Annotated in this window: 18 protein-coding genes, 2 rRNA genes and 1 other annotated feature; all 20 genes read right to left on the bottom strand. The window is 46.3% G+C overall.

Annotation, left to right across the window (positions count from 1 at the left end; all coding sequences use genetic code 11):
• Positions 1-33: 33 nt before the first annotated feature.
• The 20 genes from MKY99_RS24020 to MKY99_RS24115 all read right to left on the bottom strand — a co-directional run bounded on the left by MKY99_RS24020 (position 34) and on the right by MKY99_RS24115 (position 23,050).
• Positions 34-2,962 (bottom strand): 23S ribosomal RNA (locus MKY99_RS24020).
• Positions 2,963-3,175: 213 nt separating this feature from the next.
• Positions 3,176-4,733: ribosomal RNA gene (locus MKY99_RS24025) — 16S ribosomal RNA — on the bottom strand.
• The 16S and 23S rRNA genes sit together here, the layout of an rRNA operon.
• A gap of 444 nt (positions 4,734-5,177) precedes the next feature.
• Positions 5,178-7,007: a LysM peptidoglycan-binding domain-containing protein gene (locus MKY99_RS24030; RefSeq protein ID WP_339266705.1), complete on the bottom strand. Its 1,830-nt coding sequence runs from the start codon at positions 7,005-7,007 to the stop codon at positions 5,178-5,180.
• Between the two features lie 324 nt (positions 7,008-7,331).
• A complete protein-coding gene (gene ilvE / locus MKY99_RS24035) occupies positions 7,332-8,213 on the bottom strand; it encodes a branched-chain-amino-acid transaminase (protein ID WP_042191145.1) in 882 nt (293 codons plus the stop codon).
• 4 nt (positions 8,214-8,217) lie between these two features.
• Complete coding sequence (gene pheA, locus MKY99_RS24040; protein WP_042191147.1) at positions 8,218-9,105, bottom strand: prephenate dehydratase; 888 nt, start codon at positions 9,103-9,105, stop codon at positions 8,218-8,220.
• Positions 9,102-10,106, bottom strand: a complete 1,005-nt coding sequence (thrB, locus tag MKY99_RS24045) for a homoserine kinase (protein WP_339266708.1) — start codon at positions 10,104-10,106, stop codon at positions 9,102-9,104. Before thrB ends, pheA begins: the two co-directional genes overlap by 4 nt.
• A gap of 35 nt (positions 10,107-10,141) precedes the next feature.
• Complete coding sequence (locus MKY99_RS24050; RefSeq protein ID WP_042191151.1) at positions 10,142-11,428, bottom strand: homoserine dehydrogenase; 1,287 nt, start codon at positions 11,426-11,428, stop codon at positions 10,142-10,144.
• Positions 11,429-11,464: 36 nt separating this feature from the next.
• Positions 11,465-11,902 carry an ACT domain-containing protein gene (locus tag MKY99_RS24055; RefSeq protein WP_042130552.1) on the bottom strand — a complete coding sequence of 146 codons (438 nt, stop codon included), beginning with the start codon at positions 11,900-11,902 and terminating at the stop codon, positions 11,465-11,467.
• Positions 11,903-12,060: 158 nt separating this feature from the next.
• Positions 12,061-13,422 (bottom strand): hypothetical protein, encoded by a 1,362-nt coding sequence (locus tag MKY99_RS24060; protein WP_339266711.1) that lies wholly within the window; start codon positions 13,420-13,422, stop codon positions 12,061-12,063.
• Positions 13,423-13,476: 54 nt separating this feature from the next.
• Positions 13,477-14,247, bottom strand: a complete 771-nt coding sequence (locus MKY99_RS24065; protein ID WP_339266713.1) for a hypothetical protein — start codon at positions 14,245-14,247, stop codon at positions 13,477-13,479.
• A gap of 14 nt (positions 14,248-14,261) precedes the next feature.
• On the bottom strand, positions 14,262-15,008 hold the full coding sequence (locus MKY99_RS24070) for a hypothetical protein (protein WP_339266715.1): 747 nt from the start codon (positions 15,006-15,008) through the stop codon (positions 14,262-14,264).
• An 11-nt stretch (positions 15,009-15,019) separates the two neighbouring features.
• Positions 15,020-16,339 carry an SPFH domain-containing protein gene (locus MKY99_RS24075; RefSeq protein WP_339266717.1) on the bottom strand — a complete coding sequence of 440 codons (1,320 nt, stop codon included), beginning with the start codon at positions 16,337-16,339 and terminating at the stop codon, positions 15,020-15,022.
• 212 nt (positions 16,340-16,551) lie between these two features.
• Complete coding sequence (obgE, locus tag MKY99_RS24080) at positions 16,552-17,862, bottom strand: GTPase ObgE (RefSeq protein WP_339266719.1); 1,311 nt, start codon at positions 17,860-17,862, stop codon at positions 16,552-16,554.
• Between the two features lie 15 nt (positions 17,863-17,877).
• Positions 17,878-18,618 (bottom strand): Spo0B domain-containing protein, encoded by a 741-nt coding sequence (locus MKY99_RS24085; protein ID WP_339266721.1) that lies wholly within the window; start codon positions 18,616-18,618, stop codon positions 17,878-17,880.
• Between the two features lie 282 nt (positions 18,619-18,900).
• The gene (gene rpmA / locus MKY99_RS24090; protein ID WP_042130564.1) at positions 18,901-19,212 is read right to left on the bottom strand and encodes a 50S ribosomal protein L27; all 312 of its coding nucleotides are present in this window, start codon (positions 19,210-19,212) and stop codon (positions 18,901-18,903) included.
• Between the two features lie 17 nt (positions 19,213-19,229).
• On the bottom strand, positions 19,230-19,565 hold the full coding sequence (locus MKY99_RS24095; RefSeq protein ID WP_042191166.1) for a ribosomal-processing cysteine protease Prp: 336 nt from the start codon (positions 19,563-19,565) through the stop codon (positions 19,230-19,232).
• Between the two features lie 12 nt (positions 19,566-19,577).
• The gene (gene rplU, locus MKY99_RS24100; RefSeq protein WP_042130566.1) at positions 19,578-19,889 is read right to left on the bottom strand and encodes a 50S ribosomal protein L21; all 312 of its coding nucleotides are present in this window, start codon (positions 19,887-19,889) and stop codon (positions 19,578-19,580) included.
• 14 nt (positions 19,890-19,903) lie between these two features.
• Positions 19,904-19,989: a sequence feature (ribosomal protein L21 leader region), on the bottom strand.
• A 62-nt stretch (positions 19,990-20,051) separates the two neighbouring features.
• Entirely contained in the window at positions 20,052-21,293 is a 1,242-nt protein-coding gene (locus tag MKY99_RS24105) for an Rne/Rng family ribonuclease (protein WP_042194404.1), read from the bottom strand.
• Between the two features lie 58 nt (positions 21,294-21,351).
• Entirely contained in the window at positions 21,352-22,194 is an 843-nt protein-coding gene (locus tag MKY99_RS24110; RefSeq protein WP_076300739.1) for a M50 family metallopeptidase, read from the bottom strand.
• Entirely contained in the window at positions 22,187-23,050 is an 864-nt protein-coding gene (locus tag MKY99_RS24115; RefSeq protein WP_042191169.1) for a M23 family metallopeptidase, read from the bottom strand. The genes MKY99_RS24110 and MKY99_RS24115 overlap by 8 nt, the downstream gene beginning before the upstream one ends.
• Positions 23,051-23,317: the final 267 nt, after the last annotated feature.

Below are 23,317 nucleotides of genomic sequence, written 5' to 3' on the forward strand. Positions count from 1 at the left end.
AACTGAATCCGAATTGAATTTGCGTATTAAGTATAGGATAAGCCCTCGACCGATTAGTATTGGTCAGCTCCATGCATTACTGCACTTCCACCTCCAACCTATCTACCTCGTCGTCTTCAAGGGGTCTTACTAATTGGGAAATCTCATCTTGAGGGGGGCTTCACGCTTAGATGCTTTCAGCGCTTATCCCGTCCGTACGTAGCTACCCAGCCATGCTTCTGGCGAAACAACTGGTGCACCAGCGGTACGTCCATCCCGGTCCTCTCGTACTAAGGACAGCTCCTCTCAAATTTCCTGCGCCCACGACAGATAGGGACCGAACTGTCTCACGACGTTCTGAACCCAGCTCGCGTACCGCTTTAATGGGCGAACAGCCCAACCCTTGGGACCTACTTCAGCCCCAGGATGCGATGAGCCGACATCGAGGTGCCAAACCTCCCCGTCGATGTGGACTCTTGGGGGAGATAAGCCTGTTATCCCCAGGGTAGCTTTTATCCGTTGAGCGATGGCCCTTCCATGCGGTACCACCGGATCACTAAGTCCGACTTTCGTCCCTGCTCGACTTGTAGGTCTCGCAGTCAAGCTCCCTTATGCCTTTGCACTCTTCGAATGATTTCCAACCATTCTGAGGGAACCTTGGAACGCCTCCGTTACTCTTTAGGAGGCGACCGCCCCAGTCAAACTGCCCGCCTGACACGGTCCCCGTACCCGGTAAGGGTACTAGGTTAGAACCTAGATACGATCAGGGTGGTATCCCAACGGCGCCTCCACCGAAGCTTGCGCTCCGATTTCTACGGCTCCCACCTATCCTGTACAGATCGTACCCAAATTCAATATCAAGCTGCAGTAAAGCTCCATGGGGTCTTTCCGTCTTGTCGCGGGTAACCTGCATCTTCACAGGTATTAAAATTTCACCGGATCTCTCGTTGAGACAGCGCCCAAGTCGTTACGCCATTCGTGCGGGTCAGAATTTACCTGACAAGGAATTTCGCTACCTTAGGACCGTTATAGTTACGGCCGCCGTTTACTGGGGCTTCGGTTCATAGCTTCGGGTTACCCCTAACCACTCCCCTTAACCTTCCAGCACCGGGCAGGCGTCAGCCCGTATACTTCGCCTTGCGGCTTCGCACAGACCTGTGTTTTTGCTAAACAGTCGCTTGGGCCTTTTCACTGCGGCCCCCTCGTGCTATTCACACTACCGGGGCACCCCTTCTCCCGAAGTTACGGGGTCATTTTGCCGAGTTCCTTAACGAGAGTTCTTCCGCGCGCCTTAGAATTCTCTTCTCGCCTACCTGTGTCGGTTTGCGGTACGGGCACCTTCTCCTGGCTAGAGGCTTTTCTTGGCAGTGTGAGATCATGACCTTCGCTACTATAATTTTCGCTCCCCATCACAGCCCAGCCTTAATGATGTGCGGATTTGCCTACACATCAGCCTCACTGCTTAGACGGACATATCCATCAGTCCGCGTCACTACCCTCCTGCGTCACCCCATCGCTCATAGCGGATTACGGTGGTACAGTAATTTCAAACTGTTGTCCTTCGACTACGCCTTTCGGCCTCGCCTTAGGTCCCGACTTACCCTGAGCGGACGAGCCTTCCTCAGGAAACCTTGGGCTTTCGGCGGATCAGATTCTCACTGATCTTTTCGTTACTCATACCGGCATTCTCACTTGTATGCTGTCCAGCGCTCCTTACGGTACACCTTCAACCCACATACAACGCTCCCCTACCCCAGATACATACGTATCTAGCCATAGCTTCGGTGGTGTGTTTAGCCCCGTTACATTTTCGGCGCAGAGTCACTCGACCAGTGAGCTATTACGCACTCTTTCAATGGTGGCTGCTTCTAAGCCAACATCCTGGTTGTCTGTGCAACTCCACATCCTTTCCCACTTAACACACACTTGGGGACCTTAGCTGATGGTCTGGGCTGTTTCCCTTTTGACAATGGATCTTAGCACTCACTGTCTGACTCCCGGCAATAAGTATATGGCATTCGGAGTTTGACTGAGCTTGGTAATCCTTGCGGACCCCGCACCCAATCAGTGCTCTACCTCCACTACTCTTATACCGAGGCTAGCCCTAAAGCTATTTCGGGGAGAACCAGCTATCTCCGAGTTCGATTGGAATTTCTCCGCTACCCCCACCTCATCCCCGCATTTTTCAACATGCGTGGGTTCGGGCCTCCAGTGCGTGTTACCGCACCTTCACCCTGGACAGGGGTAGATCACACGGTTTCGGGTCTACGTCCACATACTCAATCGCCCTATTCAGACTCGCTTTCGCTACGGCTCCGTCTTCTCGACTTAACCTTGCATGTTAAACGTAACTCGCCGGTTCATTCTACAAAAGGCACGCCATCACCCATTAATAGGGCTCTGACTTTTTGTAAGCACACGGTTTCAGGTTCTATTTCACTCCCCTTCCGGGGTGCTTTTCACCTTTCCCTCACGGTACTGTTTCACTATCGGTCGCCAGGTAGTATTTAGCCTTAGCAGATGGTCCTGCTGGATTCATACGGGGTTTCACGTGCCCCGCACTACTCGGGATCCGTCTCGGAGAGAACACAGTTTAGGTTACAGGGCTTTTACCTCTATCGCGGGCCTTTCCAGACCTCTTCACCTACCATATTCCTTTGTAACTCCATGTGAGACGTCCCACAACCCCTAAGAGCAAGCTCTTAGGTTTAGGCTGTTCCGCGTTCGCTCGCCGCTACTGACGGAATCACTATTGTTTTCTCTTCCTCAGGGTACTTAGATGTTTCAGTTCCCCTGGTCTGCCTCTACATCTCCTATGTGTTCAGAGATGAGTAACTGCGAATTACCACAGCTGGGTTTCCCCATTCGGACACCCCCGGATCAAAGCTTGCTTACAGCTCCCCGAGGCAGTTTCGTTGTTCGCCACGTCCTTCGTCGGCTCCTGGCGCCTAGGCATCCTCCGTGTGCTCTTATTAGCTTAACCTTGATTTTTCCTAAGAAAAATCTCACTAATAACATTTACTTGTTTACACAAGTTGCTAAAAGATGTTCTAAAACGCAAATTCGTTTCGGTATCCAGTTTTCAAGGATCAAGTCTTACCTGAGAGCTTAAACTCTCAAAACTGAGCAACGAGTGAGTTGTGGAAGTTTAACTTCCGATTTGAATGTCTTCATTGCAGAAGACGATTCTCCATAGAAAGGAGGTGATCCAGCCGCACCTTCCGATACGGCTACCTTGTTACGACTTCACCCCAATCATCTACCCCACCTTCGGCGGCTGGCTCCCTTGCGGGTTACCCCACCGACTTCGGGTGTTGTAAACTCTCGTGGTGTGACGGGCGGTGTGTACAAGACCCGGGAACGTATTCACCGCGGCATGCTGATCCGCGATTACTAGCAATTCCGACTTCATGCAGGCGAGTTGCAGCCTGCAATCCGAACTGAGACCGGCTTTGATGGGATTGGCTTCACCTCGCGGTTTCGCTTCCCGTTGTACCGGCCATTGTAGTACGTGTGTAGCCCAGGTCATAAGGGGCATGATGATTTGACGTCATCCCCACCTTCCTCCGGTTTGTCACCGGCAGTCACTCTAGAGTGCCCAACATTACTTGCTGGCAACTAAAGTTAAGGGTTGCGCTCGTTGCGGGACTTAACCCAACATCTCACGACACGAGCTGACGACAACCATGCACCACCTGTCTCCTCTGTCCCGAAGGCCGCCACTATCTCTAGTGGATTCAGAGGGATGTCAAGACCTGGTAAGGTTCTTCGCGTTGCTTCGAATTAAACCACATACTCCACTGCTTGTGCGGGTCCCCGTCAATTCCTTTGAGTTTCAGTCTTGCGACCGTACTCCCCAGGCGGAGTGCTTACTGTGTTAACTTCGGCACCAAGGGTATCGAAACCCCTAACACCTAGCACTCATCGTTTACGGCGTGGACTACCAGGGTATCTAATCCTGTTTGCTCCCCACGCTTTCGCGCCTCAGCGTCAGTTACAGCCCAGAAAGTCGCCTTCGCCACTGGTGTTCCTCCACATATCTACGCATTTCACCGCTACACGTGGAATTCCACTTTCCTCTTCTGTACTCAAGTCACCCAGTTTCCAGTGCGACCTCAGGTTGAGCCCAAGGTTTAAACACCAGACTTAAATGACCGCCTGCGCGCGCTTTACGCCCAATAATTCCGGACAACGCTTGCCCCCTACGTATTACCGCGGCTGCTGGCACGTAGTTAGCCGGGGCTTTCTTCTCAGGTACCGTCACTCCGGTAGCAGTTACTCTACCGGACGTTCTTCCCTGGCAACAGAGCTTTACGATCCGAAAACCTTCATCACTCACGCGGCGTTGCTCCGTCAGACTTTCGTCCATTGCGGAAGATTCCCTACTGCTGCCTCCCGTAGGAGTCTGGGCCGTGTCTCAGTCCCAGTGTGGCCGTTCACCCTCTCAGGTCGGCTACGCATCGTCGCCTTGGTGGGCCGTTACCCCACCAACTAGCTAATGCGCCGCAGGCCCATCCCTCAGTGACAGATTGCTCCGTCTTTCATTCTTCCTTCAGGAGAAAAAAGAAATTATCCGGTATTAGCTACCGTTTCCGGTAGTTATCCCAGTCTAAGGGGCAGGTTGCCTACGTGTTACTCACCCGTCCGCCGCTAAGTTATTTTGAAAGCAAGCTTTCAAAGTGACTCCGCTCGACTTGCATGTATTAGGCACGCCGCCAGCGTTCGTCCTGAGCCAGGATCAAACTCTCCAATTAGTATTGAAAAGAGCGATATGCTCATTTTGAAACATCTGACGAGAAAATTAATTCTCTAATTTTGGATTTCACTTTCGTGATTTCCTGCTCACTCGTTGTTCAGTTTTCAAAGATCAAGTTCTCGTTGGCGCCGTTTAATGTCTCAGCAGCAACTTTTATAATATATCATGTTTTCCGATGAATTGCAACACTTTTTTTCAAAGTCTTTTGTAATTTCATCCGGATTAACATTCACCAACCGAAAGTTTATATCTCCTCTTTGCGACTGGATTTATAATGTAACATATAACCCACTTTAAAAACAACCCCTAAATTCAAAAAACATAAATAAATACTTTCGCCTCAGTCCTACTTCTCGTTCCCATCTTCTCATAAAAAACGTGCAGATTCTAATAATCAGAACCTACACGTTAAATAGAGATTGGATGTTAGTTCAGAACTGTATTAATTAGAAATCCACGGATTTCTGCGTTTCTTTGAGCTCTCTGTACGACCACCAGCATTTGAACGTTGAGACTTCACACCTGTATTGTTTTTCTTACTGCTGTTTTGACTCGAGGTCTTTGCTTTTGATGCCGTTTCCTTCGTTGCAGTTCCCTTGCTCTTGAGAGCAGCGCCAGAAGTAGATTCCTCACTCACTGTTCTAACAACTTCGGGAGTGTCCTGTACAAACGTTTCGGGATCTTGGATTTCCGGAACCCGATTATGCTGCGAATAATTACCAATACCTGGATACTGCGGATTAGACGGAATACTCGACATTATCGGCCCGCCAAAAGCTCCAAGAGGAGATGCTGGAACTATTCCCTGATTAGGTGTTCCCGCTCCATAAGCAGAGAATGCATTTGGGTTTCCATATGCAGGATAGGTATTATATACGGGCATTTCATATGAATAGGGTTGAACATGCATTCCCCCACACCCACAAGTAGTTGGCCAAGGAAGGTTCGGTGACATCCCATACATCGGGTTCATCCCTGAAACATTAGCCTCCATATTGTTAGGTGCAGCATTTGGATTCCATTGTTCTGGACTCACGTTAGGCGCAGCATTCGGATTCCATTGTTCCGGACTCATATTAGGCCAAGCATTCGGATTCCATTGTTCTGGACTCACGTTAGACGCAGCATTCGGATTCCATTGTTCTGGACTCATGTTAGGCCAAGCATTCGGATTCCATTGTTCTGGGCTCACATTAGGCGCAGCATTCGGATTCCATTGTTCTGGACTCACATTAGGTGCAGCATTCGGATTCCATTGTTCTGGACTCATGTTAGGTGAATACATATTTTCTGAAAAGTAGTATGGAGACATGCATTCAGGTCCATATGACGCCGGTTGAACATAACTTGGTGCCCAATTCATGTTCATATTTGGGCTATTTTGATAAGAATCATAGAGATAAGGATTTCCTCCTAGGCCTGGATATCCCATGTTGTCACAAGCATCTGCCTTTTCCTCTTTGCAAGCCACTGGCTTTATCTCAGCTTTTGCTGCCTCATGATGAGCTACAGGCTCTTGATTTGGAACTGTAATCTGAACAAATAGGCTCTGCATTTCAATTTCTTGCACAGGAGCAACTTCCATTTGCATATTCGGCGCAGCATTAGGTGCAGCATTTTGAGTATTAATAGGGGCCATGTTCATCGATGGGTGCGGTGCAGAATTGTACAAAGGCGAGATATTTGGCGATGATTTAGGTGCAGGTTTAGTTTCCGCTTTAGCTTCTGGTTTATTTTCTGCTTTTGCCTCTGGTTTATTTTCTGCTTTTGCTTCCGGTTTAGTTTCTGGTTTGACCTCTGGTTTAGTTTCCGGTTTTGGTGCAGGAACTACCTCAGCTACTGGCTGTTCTTTTGGACCCGTATATTCCTTCCCGCCAACTTGTGTTTTCTCAGAAGCATTAGAAGGCATGTAGCCTGGCTGTACGGGTGAAGCGTTTGATGTCTTTTTAGGAATGTTGACTACTTCCCCTAACATCAGTACATTCGGATTCTTCAGTTGGGGGTTTGCTTCAACCATATCTTTTAAAGGGATTCCCCACGCCTTAGATAATTTCCATAAGGTATCTCCTTGTTTGACTGTATGCTTGTAGTAAACTTCACTGTTATCCGGTACGGATACAGGAGCCGTAGGTATTTTTACTTTTTCACCAAGTGCCAGCACATTCGGATTACTGATCTGTGGATTAGCTTCAATAATTTTTTGTAACGGCACTCCGTACTTTTGCGATAATGCATACAGACTATCGCCTTGTTTGACAATGTGTATTTTCACGTAGCATTAACCTCCTAAAAGTTTTGTGGAGTATTGCTTTCTTACAGCTACACAGCAAAACTGGATTTGAAAGCAAACACCCTTTGGATGGAACATTGCTCTCTTACAGAGTTATATGCGGTACAGCCGCCTCCTTCGTTACTACATCTTATGCAGCCCATGGGCGAATGACATCCCTGAAATAAAAAAAATCCTTTCATGAGACATGAAAAGATGTACCAGAGACCTCCGGCCATCTTCTTCATATGCATGAAAGGATATCTAATGCCTATTCAATACTCATTACACGACTAGCATGTAAAGAGCAAATTGTACGATTAACTGTTATTCCCAAACCTTGTAGCCATCTTTGTCAACAACATTGCGGAACTCTTCAAGCAATTTCAAAGTGATTGGACCTGCTTGTCCTTCACCAATGATTCGGCCGTCAATTTCACGGGCAGCAATAACTTCAGCAGCAGTACCTGTGAAGAATACCTCATCCGCTATGTAAACATCATGCATAGTGAATGGTTCTTCTTTTAGCTTAATACCCAATTTCTCACATAACTCGATGATCGCCAGACGTGTGATTCCTTCAAGCGCTCCCAAATAGCACGGAGGAGTAAAGACCACACCATTTTTGATGATGAAAATATTATCTCCAGATCCTTCAGTAACATATCCTTGAGCATTCATCATGATTGCTTCATCGGCTTCTGCCAGATTGGACTGGATTTTCACTAGGATATTGTTGAGATAGTTAAGCGATTTAATCTTCGGATTCAGTGCATCCGGAATATTACGACGTTGGGATACAGAAACAGCACGAAGCCCATTAATGTACGCTTGCTCTGGGTAAATAGCTAATTGTTCAACGATAATGATTACACTGGCTTTAGGGCAACGGCGTGGATCAAGACCCAAGTTACCAGGACCACGGGATACGATCAGTCGAATATAACCGTTACGCATGTCGTTAAGGCGAATCGTTTCAGCCATAGCTTCCAGCATCTCGTCATAAGTGAGCGGAATGTCCAACATGATCGACTTCGCCGAATCATATAGTCTGTCCAAATGCTCTTTACATTTAAAAATATTACCATTGTAGATACGAATACCTTCAAATATGCCGTCTCCATACAAAAAACCGTGATCAAAAACGGATACCTTTGCATTTTCCTTAGTTACGTGTTGTCCATCCAGATAGATCCATTGTTCAGCCATGAATTTACTGCACCTCCGCTTTCTCTTCCTCATAGGTGTATGTGGGATACGAGCCCAGAATCCGAACCTGACAGCCTAAAGCGCTAATCTCTTCAATCGCTCCTGGCAGCAGGACTGATTCTATCGGTTCCAGCACATCAATATAAAAATAATAAGTACCCAACTTCTTTTTCGTTGGTCGTGATTCAATACGCGATAAATTCAGCTTCCGCCAAGAAAAGGCAGCGAGGACCTGATGCAAAGCACCGGGAAAATCCTCCGGCAGCGTAACTAGGACACTCGTCTTTACACCATTGCTGCTCCGTGGAAGATCAACCTTCTGCGGACCGACAAGGACAAATCGCGTGTAGTTGTTGTTGTGATCTGTAACTTTCCGATCAACAATCTCCAGCCCATGAGTTGCTGCGCCAAGAGCAGTACCAATCGCAGCCCAGCCCTTGTCAGGATTGTTCTTAACGATTTCAACAGCTTCAGAGGTGCTTCCGACCGACTCCAGTTCAGCCCAAGGTGCATGCTTCCGAACAAATTGCATGCATTGTGCCATTGCAACAGGATGCGAAAGGATTTTTTTAATTTTAGTGAAATCCTTATTGCCGTTCGTATCTCTGAATTCCAGCGGGTGACCGATGAGATTCTGTATCGATGGAAAGATCCATTCAGCCTGCATAGGCAGATCGACCTCATTAATGAGCCAATCAATATGTAGACTAACTGAGCCTTCAATAGTATTCTCAATCGGGATAACGCTGTAATCAGTGGTGCCACCAGCCGTAGAGAGAAAGACATCGGAAATTAGCTTGTGATGCACAATTTTTACAGGCTCGCCGTTAAACAAATGCAGCAGCGCTTCGTGAGATACCGAGCCCTGCGGCAATACCGCTATTGATTTCATAACCGTACTTCTCCTTTTATCATATCCAAAAATGATACGTTTTGCATCTCGTTTCTTTCAAGAAGCTCTGATGTAACACCTGAAGTACAAGGCATCAGCCAGCAAGTCTGAGCAGAGATACCGTGTTCTTGCATCGTATTCATCAGGAAAGCCTCAAGCTCTCGCTTACGAGTCTCATGGCGATCAACTAAACACAGTAGGGTAGGACCGGCACCGCTAAGTGCGATTCCTAAAGCACCATGGTTAGGTGCTTCCGCGAGCAGCTTCTCCATACCTGGAATAAGCGCTGCACGATAGGGCTGATGCAGACGATCCTGCATCGCTCTACTGATCAGGTCAAGCCGACCTGATGCAAACGAGGCTGTCATTAAAGAGGTTCTGCTGATGTTGTACACAGCATCACTAACTGAGATTTCTGTTGGAAGCACTCCCCGTGCTTTTGTGGTTTCCAGCTCGAATTCTGGAATAACCACGAGAACCTCAAGGTCTTGAGGTGGATCAAGGCGAACGTAATCCGCATGATCACCATCCCACACTGCGGTAATGATGCCACCAAACAAGGAAGCTCCTACATTGTCAGGATGCTTCTCAAGCTGGGTAGCCATATCAAACAGCTTGGCATCATCGAGCGGAGAGCCGATCATCGTATTAGCTGCGACCATGCCCCCAATGATGGCCGAGGCACTGCTGCCGAGTCCACGCGTAAGCGGAATCTCAGAGTACATCGAAATAGATATTTCAGGCACCGTAACGCCAGCCTCTGCAAATACCATTTGAGCGACCTTATAGAGTAAATTACTCTTATCCCGAGCCACTCCCTTCATCTCGTCACCATATAGATGAAAAACTGTCTCCTCTGCTTCCTCCATCTCAATCCAGGCATACAGCGGCAATGCCATGCCAAGAGTATCGAAGCCCGGACCAAGATTGGCAGTACTAGCAGGTACTTTAACCCTTGCTACTCCATAAGTACTCATAACAGGTGCAATCTCCTTACTCATTGTTTAAATATAGAAAGTATAGTCCATCTACAGTGCTAACCTTCCACACGGTAGTGACTCTTGATCCGGTGGATGACTTTCAGTTCATTAAAGTGGCGCAGCACTTTATTCATACTTGCTTTGCTGGCGTTATGGGTAACAATAATAATCTCCGCATCAGGATTATTTGGATTGGCTTGCTGAACTACCGAATCAAGACTCACGTCATACTCGGCAAACACCTGAGTAATCTTGGCCAATACGCCTGCTTTATCATCAACGTGTAAAAGTAGGAAGTTTTTATAAAAGATATCCTCATCACTCTTAAGCTTCTTCTGCTTATAAGGTACTTTCTGCTTCAATCCATTAACACCCAGCTTGAGGTTCTTAATAATGGCTACCAAGTCAGCTACTACCGAAGTTGCCGTTGGCATTGCACCCGCGCCCGCACCATAGAACATTGTCTCTCCTACTGCCTCACCATACACATAAACTGCATTGAAGACACCATTTACAGATGCAAGTGGATGACTTGCTCGAATCAATGTCGGTTGAACACTGATACTGAATTCCTCATCCTGACGTTCAGCAATGCCTAGCAGCTTGATTTCGTATCCGAGACGCTTTGCAAAGGCAATATCGGCTTTACTCACTTCTGAAATCCCGCTCACACTGACGTCATGTAGCTCCACGTTAGTACGGAAGCCTAGGGTCCCGAGAATCGCCATTTTGCGGGCAGCATCCAGACCTTCAACATCGGAAGTTGGATCAGCCTCTGCATATCCTAAATCCTGCGCTTCTTTTAACACATCATTGTAGGATGCGCCTTCTTGGCTCATTTTGGTTAGTATGTAATTAGTTGTTCCATTCACAATACCTATAATCTTCATGATCTTATCTGAAGAAAAGCCTTCGATAAGCGTCCGAATAATCGGAATACCACCTGCAACACTAGCCTCATAAAAGACATCACATTGCTTCTCTTGCGCCTTAGCCAGAATCTCCGAACCGTGCAGCGCCATCAAGTCCTTATTCGCAGTTACGACATGTTTACCGCGGTCCAAAGCTTCAAGAATATATTCCTTTGTTCCATCGATACCACCCATCACTTCAACGATTACATCGATCTCAGGGTCACGAATAACATCCCATGGATCTGTTGTTATTTTGGCAGGGTCGACCTCAATATCACGTAGCTTATTGGAATTATTCACCGCTATGCGCTCAATGAGTATTGGAGAGCCTACTTGACTGCTCAAATCCTCCTGATTTCCTTCCACGATACGAACTACACCTGTACCAACTGTTCCCAGACCCAGCAATCCTACTTTAACCGGCTTCATCAGTATCCTCCTAAAAGTTTTACGTATATAATTTCTCTATCCCTGTCCAACGATTAGGGCGCGCTTCACTCCCGGAATATTCTTCAGACTATCAAGCATCTCTCCGAGCTCCTCATTCAAATGTGAGATTTCCACGGAAATCACCACATTCGCTCGTCCTTGTAGGGGAATACTCTGGTGAATCGTCAGCACGTTAGCCCCATGCCCCGCCACAGATCCTAGAACCTTGGAGAGCATCCCCGATTCATGTTCCAAATCCATGGAGATCGTAACAATTCGCTCACGTTCGAGCTGATGGATCAGGTGAATGCCATCCTTGTATTTATAAAAAGCGCTCCGGCTCAATCCTACCTGTTCTACACCCTCATGTACGGTCTTCGCATCCCCGGCCTCAAGCAATTGTTTGACCTGCATAGTCTTAAGTACGGCATCAGGTAATATGTCCTCACGGACCAAATAATAGCGTTCTTTCACGAACGTCCTCACCTCAAAGACTTTTGTGTTTTCTTAGTGGACATTATATCGGAAAAGACTTATAAAATGCAATAACTTTATATGTATACTCTGAGGCCAGGGAGTTCGGTGCAGCAAAACCCCCGGATTCCCGGGGGCAGCAGGCAATCGTATGTACGCTAACTGTATGGAATCGTCGTCCCGCAATAGTCACAGATCTTATCCTGCCCAGGAAGTACTCTACTCTTAGCACCGCAACTCGGACAAACGATGGATTTCGGCAGTTGGACAGGTGGATTAGGCCTATTCTCCGGTAATGACTGCCGCCCAGATGATGGCTGGTTCTCTGATGCCGCGGAGGGCTGTGCCCGGTCAGGATGTACAAGATTGGGCGGTTGTTTATCTAAGAGCTTAACACGTCCTTCATAATAGACAAGATCAGAAGCAAGTAACCCCCATCTCACCAAATACCGTAGGTCTCTACGTACATCATCTTCACTTTGTTTCGTGATATCAGCTAAATTACCAATATGTCTAACATCATCCACTATGATCAGCATGAGATACTTCTTGCATAGAAAATCAAAGTTTTCTGTTGCGAAGGTAGCCCTCCCTGCAAAGCTGTCCGCCGGAATTATAAAGATCAAGTAGAGGACCACCAGAATGATCAATAAAGTGAACCACTTAAAATCCCCTTTGTAGGTCCCCACGGCGAAGAGGACGGCAAGTTCCATAAAAGCTCCCATACATACATGATAGAGCAATTTGTAGTTAAATGATTTCCGCTCATTCTTATAATGAGTGCTTACAAAACGAAGCATCGCAAGTACAAACCCAAGCGGAGCAAACAAATAGGCAATCGCCATGATGATTCGATCAAACACTGTCCGGTCTCGCTTGTTACGGTAGCGAAGGTTATTCTCAGGCGCACGCACCAGTGCTTGTGCCCGTTTGGAATAAATAAGCTTCGGCGGCAATTTTACAAATGGATTGTCTACACGTCCTTCATAATAAACAATATCTGGAGAAAGTACTCCCTGATCTTTTAAATATTCCAAAACCTCGCGGACGTTCTCTTCACTGAATCCGCGAATATCGGATAGGCTGCCGATATGCCTTATGCCGTCCACAAGAACCAAAGCGATATAGTCATTGCAAAGATAGGTGAATCCCTCTCTCCATCCTACGGCCCTAACCGACAATTTGATGGCGGGAATCCTAAACAATGCGTAGATAATTACCAGCCTGATCAAGAGTGCGACATAATCGATTTGACCGAGTAGCTTGCTAATAATGAAATAGATCGCCAATTCTACAAAGGCACCCATACACGCATGATAAAACAGGTTAATATTGCTTGCTTTGCGCTGTCTCTTGGAATGTGTAGATAATAACCGAACGGCAGCCAATATAAAGCCAACCGGAGCAAATACATACGCAAACACAATAGTCGTATAATCAAACGCCGTCCGCTCATATTCGTGCTTATATATCGGTTTGCCAGTTGTTGGTGGCTGCCTTCGTATATCCAATTTACTCATCTTTTATCTCCCCTAGTTAAGTTATATCTACAATGCTCAGGGAGAACCTTGGCATTAACTGTACGATATCATCGTGCCACAGTATTCACAGCTCTTAGACTGACTAGGCTGAACCGTGTTCTGTGCTCCGCAGCCCGGACAACGGATGGACTTAGGCAGCAGCGGTGAGGACTGCGGTTGAGAATGAATCTGCTGTCCCGAAGCTTGAGCTCCGAAGCCTGATGTCCTTCCAGAATGAACAAGATTAGGTGCTGCCATGGATGGATCTGGCGTCTGGCGCCCCTCTGAAAGTACAATATCAATATCCAATAATCCTTTATTCTTTAGATACTGGACATCTCTCCGTACATCGCTATCGCTTTGACCTATCCGTTCAGATATACTGCCGACATATCGGATATTTTTATTTTGAATCAGCTCTATATAAGAAGTGTTAAGCTTAGAAAGTGTATATTTAGCTTTTGCTGTCACACTCGCAAGAATAAGTGCCGGAATCAAAAATATGACTGCAAGGAAAATCTGGATCGTTAATAATTCGGAAGTTCCAGTGTTTCCACTCATGGTATCCACAAACATTGCAATAGAGAGCTCAACAAATCCTCCGATAAATACATGCATGATCAGATTTAGATTGGTGGGTCTCCGATGATTTTTATAATGGGTTAGCATCAAACGTAACAATGCAAGAACGAGTCCAATGGGTGTGAATAGATAAGCTGCTGCAAGAATGACATAATCAAACCCAGTCCGGTCTAATTTAATCAGAGGAACCGCTGCACTCCCCGCTGGGGTCGGTGACGGCTCTTGTATGTTCAATCTGTTCATGTAGTTATTTCCTCCTATTTAAGTGCCGCTAATTCCCGATTTCGCCGCTCTAGTGTAGCTTTAATACTGTCGGCCATTTCGTTGATTTCAGCTTGCCAGTTCTCATGTGGCTCATTTGTCATGAGCAGAAGCTTCACATGATCATGCAACAGGGAGATCTGCTGATGCATGATATCCTCAGTAGCATATAAAGATGGATCTGATACAGGATCACTGAACTTGAATTGATCTCGTAACTTATTGAGCAATTTTACAAGCTGTTCAGTTTCGGGATTGTTCCAGCTGCTTGCCAGCGTACTGATCTCGTTTATTTCACTCTGATGCTGCCGAAAAGCTTGCAAGGACCTCTGTATTTGCTGTTCTTCTGTTCCGGCATTCCATCCATAAATCCCGATCACAGCCAGTGTGATTCCACCAATCAAAAGAATCAGCAGTTGAACCGCAGCATACCATAGAGGGGACAACTCCAGTAGCCAATCGAAGACAATAGCCGATGCGAATACTCCAACCGCATAAATCCCCGTGATGATTGCACCGCTGAGAAGAACGGGTGAGGTCCGCTGCACACTACCTGCAGTACGGAGCCAAAAAATACAATAGCCATACACCACACTCTCCGCCAGCAGAACAGCAACTAGCGAAATCACGAATCGAAACAGTGATTCAGAGAAGCCTAACCCTATAAAGGAGAACACCGTTAGTATTATAGCAGCCACATAAATAATGGTGATGATACGAATATAGCTTTTGCCCTTGTTCATAACGTCCTCCTTCAGCCTGCTTTTGTTCCACACTCTGCACAAAATTTCTGTCCAGGCTTCAGCTCATGCCCACAACCTCCGCATTTAATAACCAAACTATCTCCACAGTGAGGACAGAATTTCACCCCTGGTGATACCATTTCTCCACATTTACCACAGGCTTTAGGCATTTCTTTTCCACAAGAGACACAGGAAGATGCACCCTCAGGATTATCTGCTCCACAGGTTGGACAAGCACGATAAGGATTGCCACAACCAGGACAGAACTTGGCTCCTGCTTTCAATTCATGTCCACATTCCAAACAATTGATCTTGTTTCCGGACGATGCGCTTTGCTGAATGCTCTCCAGAGCATGCCCACAGCCACTGCAGAACCTTCCCTCAACAGAATTCATAACCCCACACTTCGAACAGGAGCGCTCTTGGCGCACAACTGTAGTCCCTGAATCAAAACTCATCCCTCGGGTCATACGATTCACCATATCCATAGCCGGTCCAGCGAATCCCATACCAAGTCCAAGCCCCATCCCGGTGTTCATCATGCCTACTCCAAGATTGCCAGGATTACCTGCTGCTTTTTCCATCGTGTTAAAGCCACGCTCCTGTTGATAGTTGAAGCCGATAATATCCATTTCTGCTTTTTTAGCTAAAGCTTCCTTTAATCGAATCGTTGCCGGATCATCATCAGGAATATTAATGGAATCAATATAGAAATTATTCAGCTCAAGTCCATTATCCAGAAAAGTTGATGCTAGCCGCCCCTGGATATGCTTTGAGATCTCTGCAACATAGGCATTAATCTCCAGTATACTGATTTGCTTATGTACAAGGTAGGATGAAATCAGTTCATTTATATTCGACATAAGCAAGCCGCGAAAATAATTCACGAGCGTATTGTGATCAAACTGAGGAAGCGTTCCAACAAGCTGCAACAAAAATTTGCGCGGGTTATCAACCTTTACACCAAACTGTCCGAAGGAACGAACAGAAATCATAATTTTGTATTTAGGATCCTGGAGTTGTAAAGGTGCGCTGGTTCCCCATTTAACATTCATCGAATTGGTCTTGTTCACATACCATACTTCTGCTGTGAACGGCGACTTCCCACCGAAAGGAAGATTGACGATATTAGATAAAATAGGAATATTGGCGGTGCTCAGGGTGTGCCGCCCTGCCGTAAAGGAATCAAGCGCTTGTCCGCCCTTGAATAGGATCGCTTCCTGAGATTCATTAACGATTAGCTGAGTCCATGTCCCTAGCTCTTGGTTAGGATATTTCCATGCGAAAATCCCCGGAGGACCGTCGTACTTCACCACTTCTATAATTGCCATCTGCTATTCCCTCTTTCATCATCTATGATATATGAATAACGTATGCGTTCCCGGATGGGAAATTGTGTATTTCGATATTAATTGTATACGATATATATCGTGATTTGGGTTCTTTTCACGAAAAAAATATACTCGATATGGAAATAAAAAAAGCGCGGCTTGTGTCTTCCTCTACAGGAGAACACAAGTCGCGCTTTGTAATCAGCTAAATATTAATAGTAACTGCTATTCTCTACGAACTCGAATTCGAACTCACCAATACGGACAATAGTCCCCTCTACAGCTCCACGTTTACGAAGCTCTGCATCTACACCCATATGTCGCAATGTCCGGGCGAGCTTTAGAATCGCATCATGTGTGCTAAGCTGCATACGTTTCAACATTTTCTCGATACGAGGGCTGTTGACCACATATGTTTCATTATCACGTGTAATGGTGAACGAGTTATTATCTTCCGCTTCCAGCTTATAAACCTTACGTTCAGTTGTTCCCGATACATCTTCAACTACCGGTGCCACCGGAATACTATCAAGAATATCCGTTGCACGATATAACAGCTCCTGAACACCCTGACGGGTAAGCGAGGAGATTGGCATAACCTCAAGATCCGGACGCAGCTCAGCTACGCGTTCTCGGAAAGCGATGAGATTCTCCTCTGACTCTGGCATATCCATTTTATTCGCGGCCACGATTTGAGGACGATCAATTAGAGCCGCATTATATTGCTTCAGCTCGTCATTAATGAGAACCCAATCCTCGAAGGGATCTCGTCCCTCTGAACCAGACATATCCACTACGTGAATAATGATCCGTGTACGTTCAACGTGACGCAGGAATTCATGACCAAGCCCTATGCCTTCACTAGCTCCCTCTATTAATCCTGGCAGATCCGCCATTACAAAGCTTCGTCCATCCCCAACATCTACTACACCTAAGTTCGGTGTAATCGTAGTGAAATGGTATGCACCAATCTTTGGTTGAGCTGCGGATACGACCGACAGTAGCGTAGATTTGCCCACACTCGGGAAGCCTACAAGTCCCACATCAGCCATAACCTTAAGTTCCATGACAATATACCGCTCTTGACCTTCTTCACCGTTCTCTGCTAGCTCTGGAGCCTTATTAGCTGCTGTTGCAAAACGAGCATTCCCACGACCCCCACGACCCCCACGGGCAACAACAACTTGCTGACCATGACGAGTCAAATCGGCGATGATCTCTTGAGTATCATCGTCAATTAACATGGTTCCAGGTGGAATCCGCACGATCATATGATCAGCGTTCGCCCCATGCTGACTTCTGTTACGTCCTTTAATCCCTTTGTCCGCTTTAAAATGGCGTTGATAACGGAAATCCATCAGCGTACGCAAGCCCTCATCTACGCGGAAGATAACGTCGCCACCACGGCCACCGTCACCACCTGCTGGACCACCATCCGGTACATACTTTTCCCGACGAAACGCAACGATACCATCCCCGCCGTCTCCGCCCTTAACATAAATCTTAGCTTTATCTACGAACATTAATGTTCACCTTCCTCACATTTCAAGCGGCAAACGCAGCTCTACATAAGCCTTGCTGGGCTTAAACTGCTCCGCTTTCATGATTTTCCCTTGTACTATATTATAAATTTGCCCTTTGAGCTGCTCGGGATTGCCATGCTCTCCCTCACCTTCGAAGGAGATAAGAATGTCTCCTCCATCCTGAATAAAGCCAAGACGCAGCTTGCGCGTTTCACCCTGAGGAGCCAGTCCGTTATATTGATAAGCTCGTACGGTCTGCATGATCACTGAAGTCAGCTCATCTCCTGCTTCCCGGCTTAGCTTCTCCTCCAGTTGCAATCCTTCCTCCACTTGAACTTCCAGTTCCAGACTAGTCCGGTAAGTTCGGAAAGATTGGATATAGAAGACCAATGAAGGAATGCCCAGCTTCGCGATACGACTATCAAGCGCTATGCGTTCCTTTATTCTTTCCACACACTCCACGGATTTATCAGGCTTTCCAAGCTGAATATATCCGTAAAGAATCTGCAAATCATTCATCCAATCATGACGATGATGATTCAGTGTCCGAATCGCCGCCTGTTGCAGAGTGTTCTCTTGTATACGCAGTTCCCGTTCCCAATGACGCTGACTCCAAATCAAACTGAAAGCAACCGTTGCTGCTACCCAAATTCCAAGCAACAGACACGTCAAAAGGGAAGTATGCCAATACACGAGTCCTAAAGGAAGCATTACGGATAACATGACTGCCCAGATTGCACTTTTCCAGGATTTCATTCTTTCTCCCCGTCCCTCAGTTCGCAAAATTCATGACTTCGTTTAGATTATTACCCTCATCAATTACCATTTCCTAGTATAACACAGCAGTTCCCTGTAGTTCACCAGAGATAACCGTGAGATTTCACATATGTCTAAGGATGTTTATGTTTTCTTAAAACTCTGAAGGTATACATTTCTAAAGTGCTCAAAGAGGTATCCACAAACGCTTCTGAATATTCTACAAAAAAGCCTCCGGCACTCATGCCGGAGGCTTCTACATGCAAATATGGTTCCGTAAGCTTACGCTTCCAGTGCCGCTGCTACCGGAGCGACATCAACTGGGTATACGCTCACTTTTTTGCGATCGCGGCCCCAACGTTCGAACTTCACTACGCCATCCACCAATGCGAACAACGTATCATCTTTACCGATGCCTACGTTAGTGCCTGGGTGAATTTTTGTTCCGCGTTGACGAACCAAGATGTTGCCGCCGGTTACTGCTTGACCGTCAGCACGTTTCACGCCAAGACGTTTGGAATGGGAATCCCGTCCGTTTTTTGTGGAACCTACACCTTTTTTCGATGCGAACAATTGAAGATTCAATTTCAACATGTTGTCAACCTCCTTCTTTAAATATTTACTTGCTCTATTTGAAGATACTTTCCGTATGATTCTGCGATATCATTTAGCATCACGACCATGGATTCAAGCAGCAATTGCACCTTCGCGGAAGTATCGAAATCATCAATGGAACCTAATGTTCCACTTAGGAATCCGTTCTTCATGGATGTATCCATGGAGATTCCGGTCAAAGTCTCAATCGAATTGACGGTTCCAACCGTTACGGCCGAAACACCGGCACATACGATATCTTCGCCACGCTTTGCATAACCCGCGTGCCCTTTTACCTCAAAGCCAACGATAGTTCCTAGATCCGAAGATCGTGTAATCCGTACGTTAATCATTCACGCACCTTCTTACGCTTGAATCTTCTCGATAGTTACTTTCGTGTACGGTTGACGATGGCCTTGTTTCTTGTGGTAGTTCTTCTTAGGTTTGTATTTGTAAACTACAACCTTAGCGCCTTTACCATGTTTCTCGACTTTAGCTGTTACAGACGCGCCGCTTACGAGCGGAGTTCCTGCAGTCAGACCACCTTCGTTAGAAACAGCCAATACACGGTCAAAAGTTACACTTGCGCCGTCTTCAGCTTCCAACTTCTCAATGAACAAAACATCGCCCTCTTGGACTTTGTATTGTTTACCGCCAGTTTCGATAATTGCATACATTTTACTTGCACCTCCTCATGTCTCAGACTCGCCTAGTCTAGGTGGCAGATTCCCGTGGGAACTGCACTTATGTACCCGATCGGAGCGGTTACAGCATGTGCAGGACCGAATCAATCAAACACATACTTGAAGATATTATCATACTTATCGCCCATCGTCAACTCATTCCATCCATTCTCCAACTTTCCCAGTCCCTCCACAGCACTGACAAAGGATAGGTGCGAAGCTGGCTGAATCATGTCTTGCCTTCTTCCGGGTCATCTCGAGGAGTCCAAGTCTTGTCCAACCGAGAATATGGGTTTTGGTTCGATCCTTGCAGATCACTTTCTCCAGCCGCTCGGTAACCATTTTACGGTGTATCTCTTCTTCCATATCAATAAAATCAACAATAATAATTCCGCCCGTATCTCGCAAACGGATCAGACGACCAATCTCCTCTGCTGCAAGCAAATTAGTATTCGTCACCGTCTCTTCAAGGGATGCTCCTCCAATGTATTGCGCAGTGTTCACGTCAATAACGGTGAGCGCCTCCGTCTCATCCCAGATCATTGTCGCTCCGCCCTCCAGCGTGATCTTGCGACTGAAGCTCTTGTGCAACTGTTCCTGTACCCCATAAGCTGTAAAAATGGACTCCGGTCCATTATATAAACTCACAGGCTTGTACCCATCAGGTGCCATGTCATCCAGAAATGCCTTGGCTTCTTTAACTGCAACTGGAGAATCTATAATCAACTGATCACGCTGTGGATTAAAAGCATCTCTTATAAAACGCTGAACAATACTAAGATCACGATGAAGTAGAGCTGGGGCTTCTGCAGTTTGTGCCCGACGTGTAATGTTATCCCATTGCGCACGTAAAAATGAAAGATCACCCTCCACTGCTTCATGCGGCTCATCCTGAGAGACGGTCCGCATAATAACCCCCTCTTCTTTCATTCGCAGACGTTCACCAATTCCTTTGAGCCGGCTACGTTCTGCATCGCGACTTATTTTTTTGGATACCCCAACATAATCGGCAAAAGGCATGTACACCATCCAGCGACCGGGCAATGTATAATGGGTCGTTACACGCGCACCTTTGCCGCCACTAGGCTCTTTTCTTACTTGTACAACAATATCCTGACCCGGCTGCAAAAGCGTCTCGATAGAAGGCTTCACATCCGGCTGTCTATCCAAATGAGGGTGCAATACATCATCAACATATAAAAAAGCATTCTTCTTCTGTCCAATGTCAACAAAAGCAGCCTGCATACCTGGAAGTACGTTAATCACACGGCCTTTATAATAACTTCCGACCAGCCCTTGCTGCTGATCGCGTTCAGCCGCGTACTCCACAAGCCTTCCGTTCTCCAGAAGAGCCATTCGGGTAATGTGCTGCGTGCAGTGAACGATCATCTGTTTCATGGCTTCACCTCTGGTTTCGTTCATTCATTCATCCCTTCTCACGCTCTGCATAAATACACTACATTCCGAAGTAGGTAGATATTAAGCGCTGTTCCGGCACAACAGCAACAACATTTCCTTCGCCGTTTAATACATAGATAAAATGATATTGATTACGTTTAAATAGACGCAATATAGCATCTAAAGGTTTCGCAGATAAGGCAACAATTGGACGAGCCACACTTCCTGTCCGCAAATGATACTCATAAACCGCCTCCCTATTCATCAAAAACGCAACAAATCGGTACGGTAAATTCCGATGATCCGTGAGATTTGAATACAATAAAAAAGCACCGATCATAACCATATTCAGCCTCAAGCCTCCGCCCGCTCCAAGAGGCAATAGCGCATAAACAATCACAAAAATGCTTGCAGCAACACTCACTCGTCCGCTCCATAGCAAAGTATAGTAATAAGGAAGAAATAAACTAACTGTAGCCTGAAGTACTTTGCCTCCGTCAAGTGGCAGAACAGGCAAAAGATTAAAGAGCGCAATAATGGCATTAGCATTTATAAAATAGACTAAAAATTCCTGATTACCATAACCTGCTTGCTGAAGCCCAAGAGCCATAACAATCATGATGCCATTTTGCAGCGGACCGGCAAGTGCAATACCAATCTCACGACTAGCGGTGAGCCGCCCATGATCCTCAATAACCGCAACTCCGCCAAACGGAAGAAGCTGAACCGATTTGACTGTAACACCAACTAAAAGGGCAGCCACCACATGTCCTATTTCATGAATGAGGACGATCGTAAATAAAGTTAGCAACTCCAGAAATTGTCCTGTGAGTACAGAGAACAACATAATGATTACGAACAATGGATGTAGTGACAGATCAATCCCTAAGATCCTAATCAAACGATACCACTTCTGTAGGATCAATATAAGTCTTGTCTTTCATCACTGCAAAGAATAGCGTTGGAGCTGAGGAGCCCTCTTTCTCCAGCATCCACCCGAGTTCATCTCCACTCTGAATCCAGTCATCAATCTCCAGCTTAGTGCCATTTAAATGTCCGTATTCTGCTGTGATTCCTCCAGAATGTTGAACTGCAATTCGAATGCCACCGTCCAATTCTTTGGAAATGGAAAGAACACGTCCCATGTCTATACTCTTCACCGTCACATTTGAGGTTGAATCGATTTGAGGCATAATTTCTACACCTTTTAGCGTGGAAGCAAAGGGCTCCACAATGCTTCCAGCTACCGGAGCACTAAGCTCATGTTGAGCTGCTGCCTTTTGAGCAGGTTCGTCTTTGTCACCAAATATCGGTATGAACGCCGGTGCACCATTAAAATTCTCCTCATACCAGACCCGCACTGCTGTGAAATCCATGTCATTACTCAAGGCATCACTAATAAAGGCTTGGACTTTATAGGACCATGGCTGGTGAACTGTAAAAACTCCCCACACCGCTCCAAACACAAGCACACTGGCTATAACCCGTCGAATAAAACCGGAAGAAAATTTAGAACCTCCTCCTCCTGGTTCCTCCCAGCCACCCCGTCTCTCTTTCCACATCACTTCCGGATCAGGCTCTATAGATGATTGCTCCTCATTTTTCTTAAACCCCGTACCCCACTCCTTGAAGCTCGTACTCTTTTCGGGCATAACGAATAACGGAGGCACCTCTGCTGTTTCTATATTCGGGATTTCCTCCAGCAAACTACGGATACGCTCCTTGCGGCGATTCTTGATATCTGATTTGAGATCCATGTTTATCCCTCCGGACGGGCTTGTTTTACTTCCATTTTATGAAGCACGGAAGTCTCTTTAGAACAAGCCCGCCCAAGGTGGAGCACTTAAATACCACTAAATAAATAAATCCCACCCATAGATTTCTCTAGTGGTGGGACCGTTAATGCTTCTATAGTAAGATTGCTTGGCAAGCAAAAACGCATTCGGCGTCCTTATAAGGACGGTAAGCGTTTTAGCGAGAAATATAAGACATAAAGTATTGTGTGAAACTTATCTTTCTTATAT

It is taken from the genome of Paenibacillus sp. FSL R5-0470 (assembly GCF_037975205.1).
Taxonomy (GTDB): Bacteria; Bacillota; Bacilli; order Paenibacillales; family Paenibacillaceae; genus Paenibacillus_AQ.